The following is a 22,230-nucleotide window of genomic DNA, read 5'->3' as shown; positions in this document are numbered from 1 at the left end:
AAGCGTTTTGATGAAGCGCTATCTTAACCCGGTGGAATATCGCGTAATGGGACGAGCGGGTACCCACATCACCTCCCTCAATTACAATGCTGAAAATTTTCGTGCCGCCTGACCGTAATCCCGGCACCCTCACAAGCGAGGTCTTCATGATCGTCAAACCACGCGTGCGCGGTTTTATCTGCGTGACTACTCATCCCGTCGGCTGCGAAGCCAATGTCGAAAAACAAATTGGCTATGTGACGGCACAAGGCCCCATTGCTGCGGGACCGAAGAAAGTCCTGGTGATCGGTGCATCGACCGGGTACGGGCTTGCGGCCCGGATCACGGCGGCATTTGGTTGCGGCGCCGGGACCCTCGGTGTCTTCTTCGAACGCCCCGGTGAAGAGAGTAAGCCCGGTACGCCCGGCTGGTACAACACCGCGGCTTTCACCCGATTCGCGACTGCGAAGGGGCTCTATGCAAAGAGCATCAACGGCGACGCTTTTTCCGACGAGATCAAGCAGAAGACAATCGATGTCATCAAGCGAGACCTTGGGCAGGTCGATCAGGTCGTATATAGCCTTGCGTCACCACGACGGACGCACCCGAAGACGGGAGAGGTGTTCAGTTCGACGCTGAAACCGGTCGGCAAGGCCATCACGTTGCGCGGCCTCGACACCGACAAGGAGGTCATCAAGGAAAGCATCCTGGAGCCGGCCACGCAAAGCGAAATTGATAACACCGTGGCCGTGATGGGCGGTGAAGACTGGCAGATGTGGATCGACACGCTACTCGCTGCGGGCGTTCTGGCGGAGGGGGCGAAGACCACTGCGTTCACCTACCTGGGCGAGAAGATAACGCACGACATATATTGGAACGGCTCCATAGGCGCAGCGAAAAAGGATCTGGATCAAAAGGTCCTGGCTATTCGCGACAGCCTCTCGAATCACGGCGGCGATGCGCGCGTCTCGGTATTGAAAGCGGTTGTCACACAGGCGAGCTCGGCCATTCCCATGATGCCGTTGTACCTGTCGCTGTTATTCAAGGTCATGAAGGAAGAGGGCACGCACGAAGGTTGCATCGAGCAGGTCTATGGTCTCTACAAAGACAGCCTGTATGGCGCCTCGCCGCACATGGATCAAGAGGGCCGGTTGCGGGCGGACTACAAGGAACTCAGTCCGGAAGTCCAGGCCCGGGTGCAGGAACTATGGAACCGGGTCACGAACGACAACCTTTACGAGCTCACCGATTTCGCCGGCTACAAGAGCGAATTCCTGCGGCTGTTCGGGTTCGGAATCGACGGCGTGAACTATGAAGCCGACGTCAATCTCAAGGTGGACATTCCGGGCATGGTCCAGGATTAAATCCACATGCGCCGGTCCGACCTTATCGAGGCCGGCGCACGTCAAAGCCGCTTGAGGGCACGCGCTGCCCTCAACGTGCCCGCATCAACCTTCCACGCGCCAGCCGAGTCCCAGGCTCTTCTGCAGCGATACGAAATCCTTCAGCAATTCAGCTTGCGCGGCGACCACGTTTTGCTGCGCGATGAACTGGGTGCGTTGGGTATCGATCAGGTCGATCAGGCTTGATGTTCCGGCGACATACCGCTGACGCATCAACGTGGCCGAGCGGTCCGCCGACGCTTGCACTTGCTGCAGCGTAGCCAGATGTTCGCGCTGGTACCCATAACGCGACAACGAAGTGTTCGCGTCCTGCAACGCGGCGAGCACTGTATGCGCGTATTTCGCATCGGCCTCGTCGCGCGACGCTTCGGCGCCGCGAACGCTCGAGAGCGTGCGGCCGAAGTCCAGCACGTTCCACTGCAGATAAGGCGCGCCAATCCAGCTGAAGTTGTTCTTGCGGACCAGGTGACCCGGATTGGCAGCGGTATAACCTATGTCGCCGAACAAGGTCACCTTCGGGAAGAAGTCAGCCTTGTGCTCGCCGATCTGGGCGTTGCCGGAAGCAAGGCGCCGCTCGGCCGCGCGTATATCGGGCCGCTGCTGCAGCATTGATGCAGGATCACCTATGGCCACCGACGCCGGCAAGGCCGGCAGGGGGCCCAATGCGGACAGCTCCTGATCGAGCGCGCCCGGAGCCTGGCCCGTCAACACGGCAAGCTGATCGAGCGACTCGGCAACTTGCGCGTCGAGCGGCGACAACGTCGAGCGGGTGTTCTCGACCTGCGTGGTCAGGCGCTCCACATCGACATCGGCCGCTGTGCCGTGCGCGCGGCGCTGCTTGGTCAGCGTGAGCATCTGTTGCTCGAGTTCCGCCGAACGCTTGGCCAGCGTCAGGCGCTGCTGCTCGTCACGCAGGCCGACATACGCTTGCGCGACTTCCGCCGCGAGCGACACTTGTGTGTCGGCGAGGTCGGCGTCGACCGCATCCGCTTCCGCCGTCGCGGCTTCCACTGCACGCCGCGTGCCGCCGAACAGGTCGATCTCCCACGATGCATCGAAGCCCGCGGTATATAGCTGCAGCGGTCCTCCTCCGGACGAGGATGAGCCGCTCTGCGACGATGACAGCGAACTCAGGTTGGGCTCGCGCATGCGCAACGCGGCGGCGTCGAAAGAGGCGGTCGGCATGCCGTTCGCTTTCTGGTGCTGCAACTGCGCGCGCGCTTCGCGCAGACGCGCTTGCGCCGCGTGAACGTCGGGGTTATGGGCGAGCGCGGCGTCGATCAGCGTGTTCAGCTGGGGATCGTTGAGCGAGAGCCACCATTGACTCGGCGCACGGGTCGAGACCATGCCGGCCGCGGGCGTTCGCACGAAGTTGGCGGCATGCGCCGCGTCGGGTGCGACCTGCGGCGCACCGGCATAGTCGGGGCCGACGGTACAAGCCGAGAGGGCGCAGACCGACGCCAGCAGCGTAAGAAGCGGTGCAAGAGACAGAGGAGCAGTAGGGCGAGCGAACATCGTGGATAGTGTCTTTGCCGTCAATGGCCGGCGGACGTCGAAACGGGGCCGCGTGGAGTCTTCAGGAGGAGAGCGAGCGGCACGCAGGCAAGCAGCGCGAGACCGAGCAGATAGAACGTTTCAGAGTACGTCATGACGGTGGCCTGCATCTGGATCTGTGCCGCGATCTGGCCGAGCGCACGCATTTTGGCGTAGGCCATGTCGCCGGTTTGCGCGAACCAGCTCGCGGCGCTCGATGCCACCCGCTCCTGGCCGATCAGCGAATTGGCCGTCAGCGATTCGCGGATCATCGCGGTATGGAAGGTGGTGCGCCGGTCGATCACGGTCCCGATGATCGCGAGGCCGACCGAGCCGCCGAGATTGCGGGCCATGTTGTAGAGACCGGCGGCGTCGCCGGAGTCTTCGCGCGAGACCGCTGCCATTGACGCCTGGTTCAACGGCATCAGCGCGAGGATTTGCGCGAAGCCGCGTACCAGCTGGGACCAGAAGAAGTCGTGCCCGACACTCTGCGCGGTCAGCCCGATATCCAGCATGCAGCTCAGCGCGAACAACAACAGTCCACCGATCACCAGCATTCGAAAGTCGAGCTTGCCGAGAATGCGCGGCAGGACGGGCATGATCAGGAAGGCCGGCACGCCCGATATCAGCATGATGGCGCCCGACTGCTGCGCGTTGTATCCGGACACCAGGCCGAGGAACTGGGGCAGCAGGTACGACACGCCATAGAGCGCCGCGCCGACTGCAAACACAATGACAATGACGCTTGCATAACGCGGATTGCGCATCAGGCTCAGGCGCATGATCGGGCGTTGCGCGGTGAGTTGAGAAATGGCGATCAGCACCATGCCGGCCAGCGACACGCAGGTGAGCGTCACGATCATGCTGGACTCGAACCAGCGTTCACGCTGGCCTTCTTCCAGTACCACGGTCAACGAACTCAGGCCGATTGCAAGGCCGACAATGCCGACCCAGTCAGCCTTGAAAAACGTGCTCCATTGCGGCCGGTCCGACGGCAGCCCGACGATCAGCAAGGTGATCAGTGCAATACATACGGGCAGGTTGATAAAGAAGCACCAGCTCCAGCTGATGTTCTCCGCCAGCCATCCGCCAACGACCGGCCCCAGCAGCGGACCGAGCAACACGATCAGGCCGAACATGGTCATGCCGACGGGCATTTGCGAGCGCGGCAGGCGGGTCCGGATGATGGTCTGCGCGGTCGGGATCATCGCGCCGCCGGCGAAGCCCTGGCCAATGCGCCCGGCGATCATCATGGGCAAGCTGTGCGACCATCCGCACATCATGGAGAACGCGATGAACAGCGTGGCATTGGCGAGCAGGAAGTTACGCAAGCCGAACACGCGCGTGAGCCATGCCGCGAGCGGAATCATCACGATCTCGGACATCAGGTAACCGGTCGAGATCCACGTACCTTCGGTGCCGGTTGCGCCAATCTCGCCCTGGATCTGCGGCAAGGCCGAGTTGGTGATCGAGATATCCAGCGTGGCCATCAGCGCGCCCAGCGAGCCGGCCGCAACGGCGAGCCAGTCCGTCGCGCTCGCGCGTTCAGCTTCCGGTGCGGGCGCCGCAGACGAAGAAGCGGCTGCCTTGGTCACATCAGCCATGGTCGTTCTCGGCCTTGATGCGCTCGTCGCCTTCACGCGATGAACGGGTATCGACATCGGCCGTCACCGACAAACCGGGCAGCAGCACGCTGCGTGTTTCCGGTCCTGTCTCAAGGCGGATGCGCACAGGAATTCGCTGGACGATCTTGGTGAAATTGCCCGTGGCGTTTTCCGGCGGCAGCAGCGCAAATTGCGCGCCGGTGCCGGGGGCAAAACTGTCCACCACACCGTGCAGGTCGGTACCGGGCAGCGCATCCACATGCAGGATCACGGGCTGGCCGACACGCATGTGGCCGACCTGCGTTTCCTTGAAGTTGGCTGTCAGATAGGTGCTTTGCACCGGTACGACCGACAGCAACCGGGTGCCCGGCTGCACGTACTGACCGACGCGAACCGAGCGGTCGCCGACCTTGCCGGCCAGTGCGCTGCGCACGACGGTGTCCTGCAGGTCGAGGTGCGCTTGCCGCGCGCTTGCGTCTGCCGCTTCGAGTTGGGCACGTGCCTGGGCGATCTGCGCGGTGATGGCCGCGATCTGTGTCTCGGCGGCATTGACCGCGGCGGTGTTGGCCGCCAGTGTTGCCAGTGCCTGGTCGCGTGTGCTCGTCAGCTCGGACAGCCGTTCGCTGGTTTCGGCGCCGGTGGCGGCAAGCGGCGCGTAGCGCTGGACTTCGTCGCGGGCATGCTGGGCGCTTACACGGGCGACTTGCTGCTGTGCTTTGGCCTGTTCAATGGTGGCGTGTTGCTGCAGGATGTCGGCTTGCGCGCGCTGGATGTCCGCGGTGCGTGCGGCAATGGTCGCCTGCGCCTGGTCGAGCGCAACCTGGTACTGGCGGGTGTCCAGCCGGACCAGCGGGTCGCCTGCCTTGACCGTGGCGTTGTCGCCCACGTAGACGTCGGTCACGTAGCCACTGACCTTGGGTGCAACGGTCACGCTGTCGGCTTGCAGATAAGCGTCGTCAGTGCTTTCAATAAAGCGTCCCACTGTCCACCAGCGGGCAAGCCAGACTCCCGCGAGGATCAGCGCAACGATCCCGAGCGCGACGAGGATCAAGCGTTTTCCGGATCGCCGCGTGGGCGAGGCGGTGGAGTCTTGCGGCACTTCGTTCGGAGGCGATCCTGCGGTTGTTGACATCTTTGATCCAAATTATTCCAATCGGAACAATTATTCCAGCCGGTAAAATTGTGTCAAGTGATATATTTGTTTAGTTGAAGGGAGATGCACGAATGAACGACACAAAACGGCTGCGCCGTCCGTCGGCTGGCGGATATATGCGCGGCGACGAAACAAGGCTGCGAATCATCGAAGCGGCGATCGAGTCGTTTGGCGAGCATGGTTTCGAGGGCGCGTCCACACGTGACATCGCCGCGCGCGCCGGGGTCAATGCCCCCGCGCTGCAGTATTACTTCGAGAATAAAGAGGGGGTGTACCGCGCGTGTGCGGAACATCTCGCCGACTCGTCCTGGGTCACGTTGGAACCGGTGGTGAAACATGCTGCGGACGTGTTGAGCAAGGACAGTGATATTCCTGTGCTGATCGATGCTTTCATTCGCATTCAGGAAGCGATTGCGGACCGCATGTTCATGAAGGCTTGCGACACGTCCAACCAGCGGCTTTTCTTTACGCGTGAACAGGCGGGGCATGAGCCGTCCATTGCCTCCGAGATCATGATGCGGCGTGTGCGGCAGCCTTTGAACGATGTCGGCTCAAGACTGATTGCGCGCATTACGGGCGCAGAACCCGACGATCAGCTTACGTTGATCAGGATGCTGAGTCTGCACGGCCAACTGTTGATGTTCCATGTAGCGCCGCGCACGACGCTTGCAATGCTTGGATGGAAGGAGATAGACACCGAGAAGGGCGATTTGCTCAAGGCTACCGTGCGTACCCAGACGCAGATGCTGCTTGAGCAATGGAGCAGGGAGGGTTTGGCCACCAAGGGCGAATCCGGTGGAAGCAAGAAGCCCGCCGCCAAATCAGCGCCCAGGAAGCGTGCTGCCCTCAAGAGTGCGAAGGCCGCCGCAAAAAAGTAACAGGGGAAATCTGTGCGTGAGGGTTCCCGTCGTATGACGCCGGGAACCCTCACTTGTTTTATCGCCGCGCTTCAAAGACGAGATTGAATGGCGTGGCCGTTGCCCGGCGAAATTGCGTGAAGCCTCCTTCCGTGACCACGTCGTGAATCCGCCGCTCGCCGGCTTGTGCACCCAGGCACATGGCGCCCGCCTGCGCTCGCGAAGCCGGTGTACAGATCAGCGTGGATGCCGAGTAAAAGATCCTCCCGACCGGATTCAGGTTTCCTTCGAGCGTGTCGTTGGCAAATGGCTCCACGATCATCCACGTGCCGTCGTCGGCCAGGGTTTCAAACACATGACGCGCCGCCCCAAGGGGATCGCCCATGTCGTGAAGGCAGTCGAACATGGTGACGAAGTCGTAGTTATTCCCCGGGTAATCGCCGGCCGAAGCAACCTCAAAACTCACCCGGTTGCTTACGCCCGCCGTTGCCGCCGACTCTCTCGCATGCTCGATAGACCCTTCGTGATAGTCGTAACCCACGAACGTCGACTGCGGATAGGCCTGCGCCATGATGATCGTGGACGCGCCGTGTCCACAACCGACGTCGGCTACGCGCGCACCGCTTTTGAGTTTCGCCTCGACGCCGCCAAGCGCCGGAATCCAGTCGCTCACGAGATACGCCGCATAGCCCGGACGGAAGAAACGCTCCGTGCCGTGAAAGAGCGAGACGTCGTGCTCATGCCATCCCACGCCCAGTCCGGTCTTGAATGACTTCATCATCTTCGGGATGATCTTGAACTGCGCAACGGCAATCTGGAACGCGCCGGGTATGAATGCCGGGCTGCCCTCCTCGGCGAGCGCAAAGGACTGTTCTTCGCTCAGGCTGAAGCGTTCCGACGCGGGATCGTAGTTGACATAGCCGCTCGCAGCCTGTGCGCTTAGCCACTCGCGAACATAACGCGCGTCCGTTTCAGTTGCCTGCGCAAGTTCTTCAGCACGTAGCGGCTTGGCGGCGAGCGCCTTATAAAGCCCGAGCTGATCGCCGACGACGACAGTAGCCGCATGCATCACGGCGCCGAGATCGTGGACAAATCCTCCCATGAATGCATTGAGTTTCGACTGGTCGACTGCCATGATGCGCTCCCTTAAATACGCGGCGTCTCACGAAAGACTCTTCGTCATACTTATTAATATGTCAACGCCGACACGCGGAAATGAGGTTCTGATCGTTCACCGCCCGGTCATGCGGCACGCGGTGAGTCGACCGGCGGGGTGCCCTGGTGGAACAGCGCGCTCAACTGTGCGCGCAGCTCAGGAGAGTCGGTGTGTTTATGGACGGACACGGCGTGCTGGACGGCGGCGTCCAGGAGTTCCTGGTCGGAGTCCGCAGACAGCGCGATGGTGCAGTTCATCTCGCTGGGAAACTCTCGGCAGTCGATGTATTTGCGGGTCATGACGTCATCCCCCATTACGTAGTACGGAGTTAAGTGACGAAGGTGGATCGGGTCGGCGCCACGCCTCTATCGGCGAACCAGCGCCTGCGAAAATTATAGGTCGCTGACAAAGGGCTTGCGAGCTCATTCGTCCCTGCCCAGCGCACGCAAGGCACCGCGGTTCGGGCCAGGATTTTTATTTCACCGGCGCGTTAAAAGGAATTGATCGGTTGATTGCCTTCACTCCGGAAACTTTTTTGAGCCGCGGGTTATCAGACGCACGAGGGTCGCAGACAGTTCTGTGCGACGGAACTGTAAGTAATGGGGGCTAAGCTGGTTGCCTCGGCCCTCATCGTCCTTCATCGGTAATTTTGCCGCGGTTGTCGATGCAGATGCTTCACCCCTTGAAAGGAGACGAGCGTAATGACGCAGTATTCCCGAAGTTCGTTCTATCGCCGGCTGGGCGTGGTCGCTATTGCGATTGCCGCTGCAACGTCCGTGCTGCCGGCGCAAGCACAACACCGTGACGATCGCGGCGGCCGCGGTGGATACCGTGGCGGTCCAGCCTACAACCATGGGGGTTATCGAGGAGGCGGCGGAGGCGGCGGAGGCGGTGGCCTTCTTGTCGGCGCGCTGCTGGGTGTTGTTGCGGGTGCAGCAATTGCGGGGGCCGCGACGCAGGCACCCCCGCCTGTCGTGTATTCGGCACCGCCACCTCCGCCTCCGCCGGGCGCGGCTTATTACCCGAATAGCTATCCGCCCGGCTATTGAAGCTGGCGACCTTGCTGATCGCTCATTAGCCGGCAGCACGACCCTGACGCGCCCTGATAAAACGTCGCGAATCCAACAACTCAATCAAAACTTCCCAACATGAAACTCTCTCCTCGTATTGCTGTTGCGCCTGCATTGCTGGCGCTTGCCTGCTTCACGGCTTCCGCATGGGCACAGTCCTCGGCGGCAAGCGATTCAACCGCCGCGCCTTCTGCGGCCGCGTCGGCACTGGTCAGCCATGCACAGAAGCATGCGGATTTTGTGGAGAAGCGAATCAATGATCTGCACGCGCAGATGAAGATCACGAGTCAGCAAGCGCCGCAATGGGACGCCTTTGCGCAAACCATGCGCGACAACGCGACCAAGACCGATCAGGCTTTCCGTGATCGGGCGCACAAGCTGCCCACGGAGAATGCGGACGACGCCATGAAGTCCTACGCCGAGCTGGCCCAGTTGCATGCCGATAACATGCAGAAGCTGGCTGCGTCGTTCAGCGCCCTTTACGCCACGCTGTCCGACGAGCAGAAGAAGATTGCTGACCCGTTGTTCCGCAATGAGCAAGGCAAGAGGCATGCAGGACCGCGCAAACATAAGCCGGCGGCGTCCGCGCCCGCAGCGGCCTCGAACTGACGTTCCATTGTTCCATGGCGATGCCCGCACCGGTTTTTCAGCTGTCTTTCCTGAACTCATCGGTGGAAATTCGAAGCTTCCGGAGCTTGTCATATAAGGTTTGCTTCGGTAGCCCGAGGGTCGTCGCCGTACGAAGCACGTCACCGTGATGGCGTCTTAGTTCCTCGGTGATCATGGTGCGCTCGAAGTGCTCGACCTGTTGAGGCAAACCGGTCAGCATTTCGTGAGCGCCTGTCGCCGCGGTGAGGTGATCGCGGAACAGGCCCAGCACAAAGCGGTCAGCAACGTTACGCAGTTCGCGCACATTTCCGGGCCACGCATAGGCCATCAGCTCGGCCAGTTGGGTCCTGTTGAGCAGCGGAGCCGTGCGCTGGTGGCGACCCGCCGCCAACAGGGTGAAGTGCTCGAACAGCAGCGGGATATCTTCCCGGCGCTCGCGCAAGGGCGGCAGTTCAATGAACGCCACGCCAATGCGGTAATACAGGTCCGAACGGAATTTTTGCTGGTCGCTCAGGATCTTCAGGTCGTCCTTCGCGGCCGCGATCACGCGGCAATCCACATGAATGGCCTTGTTCGACCCAATGCGCTCAATACTGCGTTCCTGCAGGGCCCGCAGGAACTTGATCTGCACGGCCATCGGCATGCTCTCTATTTCGTCGAGAAACAGCGTGCCTCCGTGCGCATGCTCGAACTTGCCGATCCGTGCGCGCGAGGCGCCGGTGAAGGAGCCCACCTCGTGGCCGAACAGTTCGCTCTCCGCCAGCGCCTCGGACAACCCTCCGCAGTTCAACGGCACGTAGTTGGCATGGCGCCGGTCGCTGTGATCGTGGAGGCAACGCGCCACCAGGTCCTTGCCGGTACCGGTCTCGCCGTAGATCACCACGTCGGCCGAGGTGCCCGCAAGCGTCAGGATCGTCTCGCGCACGTGCTGCATCTGCGCCGAGCGCCCAAGCATCATGGCCTGAATACCGTGGGAGTTTTCGATCTGGTTGCGTAGTGCCTCCACCTGCAGCGTCAGATGACGTTTCTCGGCTGCGCGGCGAACGACGGCGACCAGATGCTCCGAGGGAAAGGGCTTTTCGATGAAATCGTAGGCACCCTGGCGCATGGCTTGCACGGCCATTGCAATGTCGCCATGACCCGTGACCAGGATTACCGGCAGATTGGGATCGATGGTGCGGATCTCGTTCAGCCATTGAGTACCCGGCATGCCGGGCAGCTTGACATCGCACAGCACGACGGCGGGCACACCGGCCCGAACGTGCGAACGCGCTTCCTCTACGCTCGCAAAGCCGTCGACCTCGAGCCCTGCCAGCTCCAAAGCCTGTGTACTGCCCATGCGTACATCGGGCTCGTCCTCGACGAAGATGACCCGGATGGCTTGTTGGTCACTCATTGGCATCAACCTTCAGTGTCGCCGCAAGCGGCAGTTCGATCACGAAACAGGCGCCACCGCCGTCCATGTTTTGGGCACGCAGGCTCCCGCCCAGCTCGCGCACGATATGGGCCGAGATCATCAGGCCCAGCCCCAGTCCGGCGCCGGCCGGTTTGCTGGTGGTAAAGGGTTCGAACAGGCGCGGCAGGATGTCGGCGCGTATGCCGGGTCCGGTGTCGCTCACCTGGATGACACAACGCTCCCCGCCCGTGGCGGCCACGCTTGCGCTTACCTGCAGGCGGCGCTGCGGCGAGGCGGCCATGGCGTCAATGGCGTTGCCCAGCAGGTTGGCCAGCACCTGCTCGAGCCGCGCCTCCTCGGCAAGGGCCGCGAGGCCCGCGGGCTCCGCCTGCACCACCAGTTCCACGCTGTTGCCACGCAGGCGTTCCGAGACCAGGAACTGCGCGTTGGCGATCATTTGCTGCAAGGGAACGGGTACGCGAGTGGGACTGGTCTTGTGTGCAAAGGCCTTGAGTTGATAGGTCAGCCGTCCAAGTCGATCCACGAGGTGTGCGATGCGTTGGAGATTGCCGCGCACGTCGCTTAGCCGATCCTTGTCCAGCAGCACACAGGCGTTGTCCGACAGGGTGCGCAACGCGGCCAGCGGCTGGTTCAGTTCGTGCACCATGCCGGCCGACATCTGGCCCAGCGCCGCCATCTTGCCCGCATGCACCAGTTCGCCCTGCATGACCCGCAGGTCGGCCTCGACGGCTTTGCGCACCTCGACCTCCTCGCCGAGTTGGGCAACTACGCTGCGCAATTCGGCGGTGCGATCGATAATCTTCGCTTCGAGGCTGTCATGCGCGGCCTGCAGGGCAGTCTGGCCGGCAAGCCTTTGGCGCAGCGCGCGCTGGCGTTGCGCAAACACTGTCGCCAGCAACAGCATGACCGCCATCCCCAGCGCTGCGGTGATGGCGAGCACCCATGCACTCGTGCGTACGGGTGCCACGTTGTCGAGCACGATCAGGTGCCAGCCAGCCTGCTGGGTCAACGGCCGTGTCGTAGCGAGATAAGGGTTGCCATTCAAGCTGACCAGCGAGGTGGCGGTGCCAAGGCGCTTCGTCACACGCCAGTCGAGCGGGGTCAGCGGAGCATCCCCGTAGGGGCGCGTACTGGCGATATCCGCGAGCGTTTGCTGCGTCAGCGGCGCCAGCGGCCGGAATTTCCATTCATCGCGGGAAGACAGGATCACCACGTCGCGTTCGTCGACCAGCAGCACATTGCCGGGGAGTTTTCTCCAGGCGAGCGCGGCGTCTTCCAGGTCGACCTTGACGGTGGCGATGCCGCGCAACTGGCCTTCATGGTAGAGGGCATAGGACAGGTAATATCCCGCGCGCTTGCTGGTGAAACCCATGCCGTAGAAACTGCCGCGTCCGTGCGCCAGCGCGTCCCTTACGTAGGGCCGAAACGAGAGGTCCGCGCCGACCGGCGTACCCGGCTGATTCCAGTCGGACGCCGCAATGCCTACGCCCGCCCGGTTCAGGACATAGAGGCTGCTTGCACCGGCCGTTGCGTTGACTCCCTGCAGATAACGATCGACTTCCTCGCGCAGGGTGGCGTCGCCGGGGGCATCGAGCAGTGCGAATACGCTGGGCGTCATCTCCAGCAGCGACGGCAGGTAATCCAGACGCTTCAGGGCGTCCTCAAGTCCCGCGCCCACCAGGTCGAGACGGTGCTGGCCCGCATCGCGCAGGTGATCCAGCTCGGATTGCATGGCCACTGCATGTCCGATCAGCGCGGTTACCACAATGAGCACAAGTGCCGCGGATACGGCCAGCGCGCGTCTGACACTTGTCCTGGCATGGCCTTGCCGTATGTGTACTTGATTGGCGGGCTGATGAATCACGGGCTGGTGGCCCCGAACCGGTGTCCGATAGTGCGGACGAGCTGCAGCGCAGCTCTTGACGTCGACCGGGTCATGTTCCGTCTCCTCTCGGGCTCTGCGCCGCATGCAACACAACGCGTGGCCCTTGGAATGGAGGCCTGATCGCGGTTGCCAGCGCCCGGAAGGCGCCTGACCGCGATTTGAAGCGCCCGCGCGTTCGCTCGTCGTCGAGGTCGCCGAGCGCATGACGCTTCCAGCCGTAGTGCTCAAATAATACCAACGCACGTGTGCCGGAACACCTCGGGAATTCCCGTTAAATACGCCATTCATTCGCTCTTTAATACAGATGTTTACCGTGGGCCCGGTCGGCTTGTCCTGACTCCATGACGACCCGCAGCCAGGACATCCCGCACGCCAGGGACGAACGCAGGCTGCAGCCGCTACGTCCGGCTGCGGCCGCATCCGCGTTGTCCCTGAGGCGGGAAGAGGTTGGTTACTGCATGTGCTGACCGCCATTGATGGCGATGTTGGCTCCGGTCACGAAGGCGGCTTCCTCGGAGGCCAGGTAGATGATCAAACCCGCGACTTCCTCGGGCTTGCCGAGCCGGCCAACCGGGATGTTCGGCAAGATTTTGGAGTCCAGTATTTCCTGCGGAATGGCCGTAACCATCTTCGTGCCGATATAACCCGGCGAGATGGTGTTGACCGTTACGCCCTTCCTCGCCACTTCGAGCGCCAGTGCTTTCGTGAAACCGTGTACGCCGGATTTGGCTGCCGAGTAGTTGGTCTGGCCGAAGGCGCCTTTGGAACCGTTGACCGAAGACACGTTGATTACGCGGCCCCAGTTGCGCTCGACCATGCCGTCGGCGACCTGCTTGGTCATGTTGAACAGGCTGTCGAGGTTGGTGCGCAGCACCGCGTCCCAGTTCACCTTGTCCATCTTCTTGAAGGTCATGTCGCGCGTGATGCCGGCGTTGTTGACCAGTACGTCGACAGGCCCGAGCTCGTCCTGCACGCGCGCCACCGCGCTCGCGCAGGAGTTGATGTCGGTCACGTCGCAGGGCACGGCGAGGATGTCATAACCGTTCTCCTTCATCTGCGCCACCCATTCGCCATAACGGGTGTTGCCGGGCGAGTAGGTCACGGCCACCTTGTAGCCGGCATCGACCATCTTGGTGGAAATCGTTTCGCCCAGGCCACCCATGCCTCCCGTTACCAGTACCACGCGTGCTTGTGTCATGCTCCATCTCCTTGTTGGTATTACGTTCAGTTATCCTTGCGAATATACGGATCATCCCGGCGTGTTCAGGCACGTTCCACAGCGAGCGCCACGCCCATGCCTCCGCCAATGCACAGCGACGCGAGCCCCTTGTTGGCGCCGCGGCGCTTCATCTCATGCAGCAGCGTCACGAGGATCCGGCAGCCGGACGCGCCGATCGGATGGCCAATGGCAATCGCGCCGCCATTGACGTTGATCTTGCTCGTGTCCCAGCCCATTTCCTTGTTCACGGCGCAGGCCTGTGCAGCGAAGGCTTCGTTGATCTCCATGAGGTCCAGGTCTTGCGGCGACCAGCCTGCGCGCTGCAGGCACAGTCGCGAGGCCGGCACCGGACCCATGCCCATGATGGTCGGGTCCAGTCCTGCCGATGCATACGCGCGGATCACGGCCAGCGGCCGTAGCCCAAGCGCCGCGGCGCGCTCCGCGCTCATGACCAGCACGGCGGCGGCACCGTCGTTGAGTCCCGATGCATTGCCCGCCGTTACCGATCCCGCTTTGTCGAAGGCCGGACGCAAACCGGCGAGCACGTCGGCACTCGTCTTGCGGTTGACGAACTCGTCGGCGGAAAAAACGATCGGCTCGCCTTTTTTCTGCGCGATGGAAAACGGCAGGATCTCGTCGGTGAACCGGCCTGCGTCCTGCGCCGCGGCGGCCTTTTGCTGCGAGGCGAGCGCGAGCGCATCCTGCGCGTCGCGCGTGATGCCGTACTCCTTCGCCACGTTCTCGGCCGTGATGCCCATGTGGTACTGGTTATAGACGTCCCACAACCCGTCGACGATCATGCTGTCGACCAGCTTCGCGTCGCCCATGCGAAAACCATCGCGTGAACCGGGCAGCACGTGCGGAGCCGCGCTCATGTTTTCCTGGCCGCCTGCAATGACGATCTCGGCGTCGCCGCACTTGATCGCCTGCGCCGCGAGCATGACGGCCTTGAGGCCGGAACCGCACACCTTGTTGATGGTCATGCCGGGAACGCTTTGCGGCAAGCCGGCCTTGATGACGGTCTGGCGCGCCGGGTTCTGGCCAGCACCGGCGGTCAGCACCTGGCCCATGATGACTTCGCTGACCGCGTCGACGGGTACGCCGGCTTGTGCCAGCAGGCCCTTGACGACATGAGCGCCGAGATCGACCGCGGGGGTCCTGGCGAGCGTGCCGCCGAACTTGCCCACGGCGGTGCGGGCGGCGGCGACGATAACGATATCGGACATGTTCACTCCTTCTCGGTGGATGATGCAAAAACCAGAAAACAGGCAGCGTCACACTGCCTTTCGTCGGCATAGGTCATGGCCCGATGCAGGCTCCATGACGCGGTACCTGGTGTTCCGGGCGCGCTAGACGCCTGGATCACGGTCATGTCTAAAAACACCCAGATGAAATCAATGCAGCTTTACATGAGGCTCGGTGCGCCGCACGATCAGCCGCGCCAGGGTGTCCAGCGCCACCTTGGGGAAGCCGTGCAATGCGAGTTCATGCATCTTGTAGAGCGACAAGTACATCAGGCGTGCGAACCGGCCTTCGATCATCAGGCTGCCGCCGGTCAATCCCCCCATCATGTTGCCTACGGTGCTGAACTCGCCCAGCGAGACCAGTGAGCCAAAATCCCGGTAGCGGTAGTTCTCAAGCGGTTTGCCGGCCAACCGCCGCCTGATCTGCCGCATCAGGTGGCTGGCCTGCTGGTGGGCGGCCTGGGCGCGTGGCGGCACGAGGATTTCTTCCCCGGCTTGCGGCCACGCGCAGGCCGCGCAGTCGCCAATGGCGAAGATGTTCTCGTCGCGGCTGACCTGCAGCGTCGGCTGCACCACCAACTGGTTGACGCGATTGGTTTCGAGGCCGGCCATGTCCTTCAGGAAGTCGGGCGCCTTGACGCCGGCTGCCCAGACCACGAGTTCGGCGGGCAGGAACTGGCCATCGGCCAGACGCACGCCGTTTGGCAATACTTCGGCTACCTTGGCGTTCGTGCGCACTTCCACGCCAAGCTTACCCAGCAGGTTCTCGGTGGCCTGCGAGAGGCGTGGCGGTAAAGCAGGCAGTACGCGCGGTGCAGCCTCGACGACTGTCACCCGGATGTCCTTGTTGGGATCGACGCGGTCCAGGCCGAAGGCGACCACTTCGCGCGTGGTGCGATGCAGTTCGGCCGCCAGCTCGACGCCGGTCGCGCCCGCACCAATGATCACCACCTGCAACTGCTCGGGGCGCAATGCCGTGGTTTGCGCGTGCGCGCGGATGCAGGCATTGACCATACGCGAATGGAAACGCAATGCGTCGGCGGCCGATTCCAGCCGCATCGCGTATTCACGTACGCCCGGTGTACCGAAGTCGTTGCTCTGGCTGCCGACGGCGATCACCAGCGTGTCGTAGCCGAACGCGCGCCGGGGCGTGACCTGCAGGCCTTCGTCGTCGACATGGGCCGCCACCAGCACTTCGCGCCGTTCGCGATCGAGGCCCACCATCTCGCCCACGCGGTAGCGAAAGTGATGCCAGTGCGACTGCGCGAGGTAACCCACCTCATGCGAGCTCATGTCCATGCTGCCGGCGGCGATCTCGTGCAGCTTGGGTTTCCATACGTGGATGCGCTTCTTTTCGATCAGCGTGATGTCGGCCTGCCCACGCCGGCCGAGCGTGTTGCCCAGCCGGGTTGCCAGTTCGAGGCCGCCCGCGCCGCCGCCGACAACGACGATGCGGTGGCGCGCGTGATCCGTTGCGGTGTTCATGGTGGGTTCCAGGTCCGGGGTGCGAGTCGAATGGTTAGCTAAGCCACTTAGTGCTTCGGGGCCACCGGCATGTGCTGTTCCACCACGTCGAGTACGGCTTCGGGCTCCTCCGTGGCGGCCCCGGACTGGTTGTTGAGTTGCCGGTGCAGGCGGTCGACATCCACGTCGCCGAGCCACTTTCCGACCACGACCGTCGCCACGCCGTTGCCGATCAGGTTTGTCAGCGCGCGTGCTTCAGACATGAAGCGGTCGATGCCCAGGATCAGCGCAAGCCCTGCCACCGGCACGCCGCCCACGGCCGACAGCGTGGCCGCCAGCACGATGAAACCGCTGCCGGTCACGCCCGCCGCGCCTTTGGAGGTCAGCATCAGGACGCCCAGCAGCGTGATCTGCTGTACCAGCGTCATTGGCGTGTTGGTCGCCTGGGCGATGAACACGGCGGCCATCGTGAGGTAGATCGAGGTGCCGTCCAGGTTGAAGGAGTAGCCGGTGGGAATGACCAGGCCGACCACCGACTTGCGCACTCCGAGGTTTTCCATCTTGACCATCATGCGCGGCAACGCGGCTTCCGACGAACTCGTGCCGAACACGATCAGCAGTTCTTCCTTGATATAGCGGATGAACTTCCAGATCGAGAAACCGTGCAGCCGGGCAATCGTCCCGAGGATGACGAAGATGAAGAACAGGCAGGTGGCATAGAACGTACCCATCAGCTTGCCGAGCGACAGCAGCGACCCCAGTCCATATTCGCCGATGGTGAAGGCCATGGCGCCGAAAGCGCCGATAGGGGCGACCCTCATGATCATGCCGACGATCGAGAACAGCACATGCGAGCCTTTCTCGATGATGTCGAATATCAGGGTGCCGCGACCGCCGAACTTGTGCAGCGCGAAGCCGAACATTACCGAGAAGAGCAGGACCTGCAGGATCTCGCCTTTGGCGAAGGCATCCACCACCGTGCTGGGAATGATGTTGAAGAGGAATTCCACCGTGCTCTGCATCTTGCCCGGTGCGGTGTAGGCCGCGATGGCCTTGGGGTCGAGCGTGCCGGCGTCGATGTTCATGCCCACGCCGGGCTTCAGGACATTGATGATCACAAGCCCGACCACCAGCGCGACGGCGCTGACGATCTCGAAGTACAGCAACGCCAGGCCGCCGGTCTTGCCGACCTTCTTCATGTCCTCCATGCCGGCTATGCCGACCACGACGGTGCAGAAGATGATCGGCGCGATGATCATCTTGATCAGCTTGATGAAACCGTCGCCGAGCGGTTTCATCGCCGTGCCGGTGTGCGGGTAGAAATGACCCACCAGCACACCAATGATGATCGCCGTGATGACCTGGAAATAGAGCGACTTGTAGAGCGGCCTGCTTTTGGGATCGTGGTCCATGGGTGTCTCCGTCTATGCTTGTGAGGTGATCCAGGCGTTCAGATGCCCGCAGCTTGGCGCCTACCGCTCCAGTGCTCTACGGTTTAAATCGGAATGCGTCCGGTCTCGTCCATGCCAGTCATTCGACGCCTCGTTGTGAGCCTGCATCGACAGTTGCCAGCGCGGTCATGTTGACGATGCGGCGCACGGTCGAGGACGGCGTGAGGATATGCACGGGCTGCGCCGCGCCGAGCAGGATGCCGCCCACGGTGATGCCTCCGCCCGCCGCGAGCCGCAACAGGTTGTAGGAAATGTTGGCCGCGTCCACGTTCGGCATCACCAGCACGTTGGCTTCATCGCTTAAGGACGAGTCCGGGAACTCGTGCTCGAGGATAGTGCGCGACAACGCCGCGTCGCCTCGCATCTCGCCATCCACCGCGAGCCGCGGGTCAAGCGCCTTCACCAGCGCCAGCGCTTCGCGCATCTTGACGGCGCTATCGGCGTCCGAACTGCCGAAGCTCGAATGCGACAGCAGCGCCACGCTCGGCGTGATCCCGAAGCGGCGCACTTCCTCTGCGGCCAGCAGCGTGATCTCGGCAAGCTGCGCGGCTGTTGGGTCGAGGTTGACATGGGTATCGCAGATGAAAAGCTGGCGCCCGGGAAGCCTCAGCATCTGCATGGCCGCGAAGGTCTGGCTGCCGTGCTTCAGCCCGATCACGTCGCGTACATGGGCGAGGTGGTCCTGGTAGCGCCCGAAGGTGCCGCACAGCATGGCGTCGGCGCGGCCTGCGCGCAGCACCATCGCGCCTAGCAGCGTGCCGCGGCTGCGCATCTCGGCCTGAGCCTGCACACGCGATACGCCGCGGCGGCGGGCGAGCTGGTAGTAAGCCTCGGCCGCATCGGCATAGGTGTCAGGGTCGAGCGGGTCGACGCACTCATAGTCCACTCCGCGCCGCAGGCGCAGGCCGAACTGCTCGGTCCTCTCGGCAAGCACCTCCGGCCGGCCTACCAGCAGCGGCCGGGCGATGCCTTCGTCCACCGCGACCTGGGCCGCGCGCAGCACACGTTCGTCCTCGCCTTCCGCGTAGAGCACGCGCTTCGCATTGAGCTTGGCGGCGGCGAACACCGGCTGCATCGCGTTGCCGGAATGGTAGACAAACTGGCCCAGACGCTGCCGGTAGGGCTCCATATCATTGATCGGGCACGTGGCGACGCCGCTGTCCATTGCCGCTTGCGCAACCGCCGGGGCCACCACTTCAATCAGGCGCGGGTCGAACGGTTTCGGGATCAGGTATTGCGCGCCAAAGCGCAGGCCGGCCGCGCCATAGGCTTGCGCCACCACCTCGGGAATCTCGGCGTGCGCCAGCTCGGCGATCGCGCGCACGGCCGCCAGCTTCATTGCTTCGTTGATCGTGGTGGCGCCGACATCAAGCGCGCCACGGAAGATGAACGGGAAACACAGGACGTTGTTGACCTGGTTCGGGTAGTCGGAGCGGCCCGTGCCAATGACTGCGTCGGGGCGTACCGCCAGCGCCTCTTCGGGCATGATCTCCGGGTTCGGGTTGGCCATGGCGAGGATGATCGGCGCACGCGCCATGCGCTTCACCATGTCGGCCGTGAGCACGCCGCCGGCGGACAAGCCCAGGAAAATGTCTGCCCCCTCGATAATCTCGCCGAGCTTGCGTGCCGGCGTGTCCTGCGCATAACGCTCCTTGTTGGGGTCCATCTGCTCCTTGCGGCCAGCGTAGACAACGCCCTTGCTGTCGGACACGAAGATCTTGTGCATGGGCAGCCCGAGGCTGACGATCAGGTCCAGGCACGCAAGCGCCGCGGCGCCCGCGCCCGAGGCCACCAGCGTGACCTCTGAGATGTCCTTGCCGACATGGCGAAGCGCATTCAGGATCGCCGCCGCGGCCACGATCGCGGTGCCATGCTGATCGTCGTGGAAGACCGGGATCTTCATGCGCTCGCGCAGTTTCTTCTCGATGTAGAAACACTCGGGCGCCTTGATGTCCTCCAGGTTGATGCCGCCGAAGGTCGGCTCCATGCGCGCGATGGTGCCGATCAGCTTGTCGGGGTCGGCCTCGTCGAGTTCGATGTCGAATACGTCAATACCCGCGAACTTCTTGAAGAGGCAAGCCTTGCCTTCCATCACCGGTTTGCCCGCGAGTGCGCCGATGTTGCCGAGACCGAGCACCGCGGTGCCGTTGGTGATCACCGCCACAAGGTTGTTGCGCGCGGTCAGGTTGCCGGCCTCGCGCGGATCGTCGACTATCGCGAGACAGGCTTCGGCCACGCCCGGCGAGTAGGCGAGGCCGAGGTCGCACTGGGTGGCCATGGCCTTGGTCGGCGTGACAGAAATCTTTCCCGGCGTCGGGTAGCGGTGGTAGTCGAGTGCGGCTTCGCGCAGGTTGTCCGTCATGGTGTCTCCAGGAAAGGGTCGGGGCCGCAGGGTGGTGTGGCGGCGCGCTGGCGCGCCTATTTTTTCTTCTGCGGCGGCAGGTCGGTGCAATGGCCTTCGAAGACTTCGGCGGCCATGCCGATCGACTCGCCCAGCGTGGGGTGCGGATGAATGGTCTTGCCTATGTCCGCAGGTTCGCAGCTCATCTCGATTGCCAGGCACACCTCGCTGATCAGGTCGCCCGCATGGGTGCCCACAATGCCGCCGCCGATCACGCGATGCGTGGTTTCATCGAAGATCAACTTGGTGAAACCCTCGTCGCGGCCGTTGGCTATCGCACGTCCTGAAGCCGCCCACGGGAACACCGCGCGGCCGATCTTGATGCCCTCGGCCTTGCACTGCTCCTCGGTCTTGCCGGCCCATGCCACCTCGGGGTCGGTATAGGCCACTGAGGGGATCTGGCGTGCATCGAAGTAGCTGGGCTCCCCATGCGCGGCCTCGGCCGCCACATGCGCCTCGTGCACTGCCTTGTGCGCGAGCATCGGCTCGCCGACGATGTCGCCGATCGCGAAGATATGCGGCACGTTGGTGCGCATCTGCTTGTCGACGTTGATGAACCCGCGTTCTGTCACCGCTACGCCGGCCTGGTCGGCGCCGATCCTCTTGCCGTTCGGGCTGCGGCCCACGGCGACCAGCACGAGGTCGTAGACCTGCGGCTCGCTGTGCGCTTTCTCACCCTCGAAGCTGACCTCGATCCCGGTCTCCGTCGCCTTGGCGCCCATGGCCCGGGTCTTCAGCATCACGTGGTCGAAGCGGTGGGCGTTCATCTTGTCCCACACCTTGACCAGGTCGCGGTCGGCGCCTTGCATGAGACCGTCGAGCATCTCGACCACGTCGATGCGCGTGCCCAGCGTTGAGTAGACCGTCGCCATCTCCAGCCCGATGATGCCGCCGCCGACCACCAGCATGCGCTTGGGGATGGACTTCAGTTTCAGCGCGCCGGTGGAGTCGACAACGCGCTCGTCTTCGGGCATGAAGGGCAGCTTCACCGCTTGCGAACCCGCGGCAATGATCGCCTTGGCGAACTTCACGACACGCTTGCCGCCGTCCGCTGTCGCAACCTCAATGTGGTGTGCATCGACAAAGCTGCCCACGCCGGTGATGACCTCGACCTTGCGTGCCCGGGCCATGCCGGCAAGGCCGCCGGTGAGTTTGCCGACCACGCCGTCCTTGAACGCGCGCAGCTTGTCCAGGTCGATTTCGGGAGCCCCGTAGCGCACGCCGTGGTCAGGCAGGTGGCTGACTTCGTCGATTACCGACGCCGTATGCAACAGCGCCTTGGATGGGATGCACCCCACGTTCAGGCACACGCCGCCCAAGGTTGGATAGCGCTCGACCAACACTGTCTTCATGCCGAGATCGGCGCTTCTGAAGGCGGCCGAATATCCCCCAGGGCCTGCACCCAGCACGAGCACTTCGCACTCGGTATCCGCTTTGCCGCCGTAGCTTGCGGCCACCGGAGCGGGGGAGGATGGTGGCGCTGCGGCTGCGGCTGCGGGCTGTGCAGGAGCAGGGGCCTTGCCGGCTTGTGTTGTGGCCTCACTCGCCTCGACCACCAGAATCACCGAGCCTTCACTCACCAGGTCATTGACCTTGACCTTGATCTCCTTGACGAGCCCAGCCTGACTCGATGGAATTTCCATGGAGGCTTTGTCGGACTCGACCATGATCAAACCGGTGTCGACGGCGATGACCTCGCCGACCTTGACCATCACCTCGATCACGGCGACATCCTTGAAGTCGCCGATGTCGGGCACTTTCACGTCCACAAGATTGGCCATTGCG

At 63.0% G+C, this 22,230-nt stretch carries 17 protein-coding genes; 4 read left to right on the top strand and 13 right to left on the bottom strand.

Translation table 11 applies throughout. The features are described from left to right. Positions 1-146 precede the first annotated feature (146 nt). Positions 147-1,343, top strand: a complete 1,197-nt coding sequence (gene fabV / locus ABH944_RS33400) for an enoyl-ACP reductase FabV (RefSeq protein ID WP_404611650.1) — start codon at positions 147-149, stop codon at positions 1,341-1,343. A gap of 84 nt (positions 1,344-1,427) precedes the next feature. Here the strand turns inward: fabV and ABH944_RS33395 are convergent, their stop codons facing one another. Genes ABH944_RS33395 through ABH944_RS33385 form a run of 3 tightly spaced genes read right to left on the bottom strand, consistent with a single transcriptional unit; the run spans position 1,428 to position 5,651 of the window. Then, complete coding sequence (locus tag ABH944_RS33395; RefSeq protein ID WP_404611648.1) at positions 1,428-2,897, bottom strand: efflux transporter outer membrane subunit; 1,470 nt, start codon at positions 2,895-2,897, stop codon at positions 1,428-1,430. A gap of 20 nt (positions 2,898-2,917) precedes the next feature. After that, the gene (locus tag ABH944_RS33390; protein WP_404611646.1) at positions 2,918-4,519 is read right to left on the bottom strand and encodes a DHA2 family efflux MFS transporter permease subunit; all 1,602 of its coding nucleotides are present in this window, start codon (positions 4,517-4,519) and stop codon (positions 2,918-2,920) included. Further along, a complete protein-coding gene (locus ABH944_RS33385) occupies positions 4,512-5,651 on the bottom strand; it encodes an HlyD family secretion protein (RefSeq protein ID WP_404611644.1) in 1,140 nt (379 codons plus the stop codon). Before ABH944_RS33385 ends, ABH944_RS33390 begins: the two co-directional genes overlap by 8 nt. Positions 5,652-5,743: 92 nt before the next feature. On the opposite strand from ABH944_RS33385, the gene ABH944_RS33380 reads away from it, so the two are divergent. Continuing rightward, a complete protein-coding gene (locus ABH944_RS33380) occupies positions 5,744-6,550 on the top strand; it encodes a CerR family C-terminal domain-containing protein (RefSeq protein WP_404611642.1) in 807 nt (268 codons plus the stop codon). Between the two features lie 58 nt (positions 6,551-6,608). Here the strand turns inward: ABH944_RS33380 and ABH944_RS33375 are convergent, their stop codons facing one another. Further along, positions 6,609-7,664, bottom strand: a complete 1,056-nt coding sequence (locus ABH944_RS33375) for a class I SAM-dependent methyltransferase (protein WP_404611640.1) — start codon at positions 7,662-7,664, stop codon at positions 6,609-6,611. A gap of 107 nt (positions 7,665-7,771) precedes the next feature. After that, entirely contained in the window at positions 7,772-7,984 is a 213-nt protein-coding gene (locus ABH944_RS33370; RefSeq protein WP_404611638.1) for a DUF1059 domain-containing protein, read from the bottom strand. A 402-nt stretch (positions 7,985-8,386) separates the two neighbouring features. Here ABH944_RS33370 and ABH944_RS33365 point away from each other — a divergent pair, with 402 nt between their 5' ends. Continuing rightward, complete coding sequence (locus tag ABH944_RS33365; protein WP_404611636.1) at positions 8,387-8,734, top strand: hypothetical protein; 348 nt, start codon at positions 8,387-8,389, stop codon at positions 8,732-8,734. Positions 8,735-8,833: 99 nt separating this feature from the next. Next, positions 8,834-9,364: a Spy/CpxP family protein refolding chaperone gene (locus ABH944_RS33360; RefSeq protein ID WP_404611634.1), complete on the top strand. Its 531-nt coding sequence runs from the start codon at positions 8,834-8,836 to the stop codon at positions 9,362-9,364. A 37-nt stretch (positions 9,365-9,401) separates the two neighbouring features. Here the strand turns inward: ABH944_RS33360 and ABH944_RS33355 are convergent, their stop codons facing one another. The 8 genes from ABH944_RS33355 to lpdA form a co-directional block, all read right to left on the bottom strand. Next, on the bottom strand, positions 9,402-10,760 hold the full coding sequence (locus ABH944_RS33355) for a sigma-54-dependent transcriptional regulator (protein WP_404611633.1): 1,359 nt from the start codon (positions 10,758-10,760) through the stop codon (positions 9,402-9,404). Next, positions 10,753-12,555, bottom strand: coding sequence for an ATP-binding protein (locus ABH944_RS33350; protein ID WP_404611632.1), 1,803 nt, complete (start codon positions 12,553-12,555; stop codon positions 10,753-10,755). The genes ABH944_RS33355 and ABH944_RS33350 overlap by 8 nt, the downstream gene beginning before the upstream one ends. Before the next feature lie 562 nt (positions 12,556-13,117). Further along, the gene (gene phbB, locus ABH944_RS33345; protein ID WP_097272888.1) at positions 13,118-13,864 is read right to left on the bottom strand and encodes an acetoacetyl-CoA reductase; all 747 of its coding nucleotides are present in this window, start codon (positions 13,862-13,864) and stop codon (positions 13,118-13,120) included. Positions 13,865-13,929: 65 nt separating this feature from the next. Beyond that, positions 13,930-15,111 (bottom strand): acetyl-CoA C-acetyltransferase, encoded by a 1,182-nt coding sequence (locus tag ABH944_RS33340; protein WP_404611629.1) that lies wholly within the window; start codon positions 15,109-15,111, stop codon positions 13,930-13,932. A gap of 168 nt (positions 15,112-15,279) precedes the next feature. Further along, positions 15,280-16,614 (bottom strand): NAD(P)/FAD-dependent oxidoreductase, encoded by a 1,335-nt coding sequence (locus tag ABH944_RS33335; protein ID WP_404611627.1) that lies wholly within the window; start codon positions 16,612-16,614, stop codon positions 15,280-15,282. 47 nt (positions 16,615-16,661) lie between these two features. Beyond that, on the bottom strand, positions 16,662-18,005 hold the full coding sequence (locus tag ABH944_RS33330; protein ID WP_404611625.1) for a dicarboxylate/amino acid:cation symporter: 1,344 nt from the start codon (positions 18,003-18,005) through the stop codon (positions 16,662-16,664). Between the two features lie 118 nt (positions 18,006-18,123). After that, on the bottom strand, positions 18,124-20,406 hold the full coding sequence (locus ABH944_RS33325) for an NADP-dependent malic enzyme (protein WP_404611623.1): 2,283 nt from the start codon (positions 20,404-20,406) through the stop codon (positions 18,124-18,126). Between the two features lie 56 nt (positions 20,407-20,462). Next, positions 20,463-22,226 carry a dihydrolipoyl dehydrogenase gene (gene lpdA, locus ABH944_RS33320; protein WP_404611621.1) on the bottom strand — a complete coding sequence of 588 codons (1,764 nt, stop codon included), beginning with the start codon at positions 22,224-22,226 and terminating at the stop codon, positions 20,463-20,465. Positions 22,227-22,230: the final 4 nt, after the last annotated feature.

The organism is Caballeronia udeis, from assembly GCF_044909315.1.
Lineage (GTDB): Bacteria > Pseudomonadota > Gammaproteobacteria > Burkholderiales > Burkholderiaceae > Caballeronia > Caballeronia udeis_A.
Note: the sequence above shows the minus strand (reverse complement) of the source record. Positions and strands in the feature narration are given on the sequence as shown.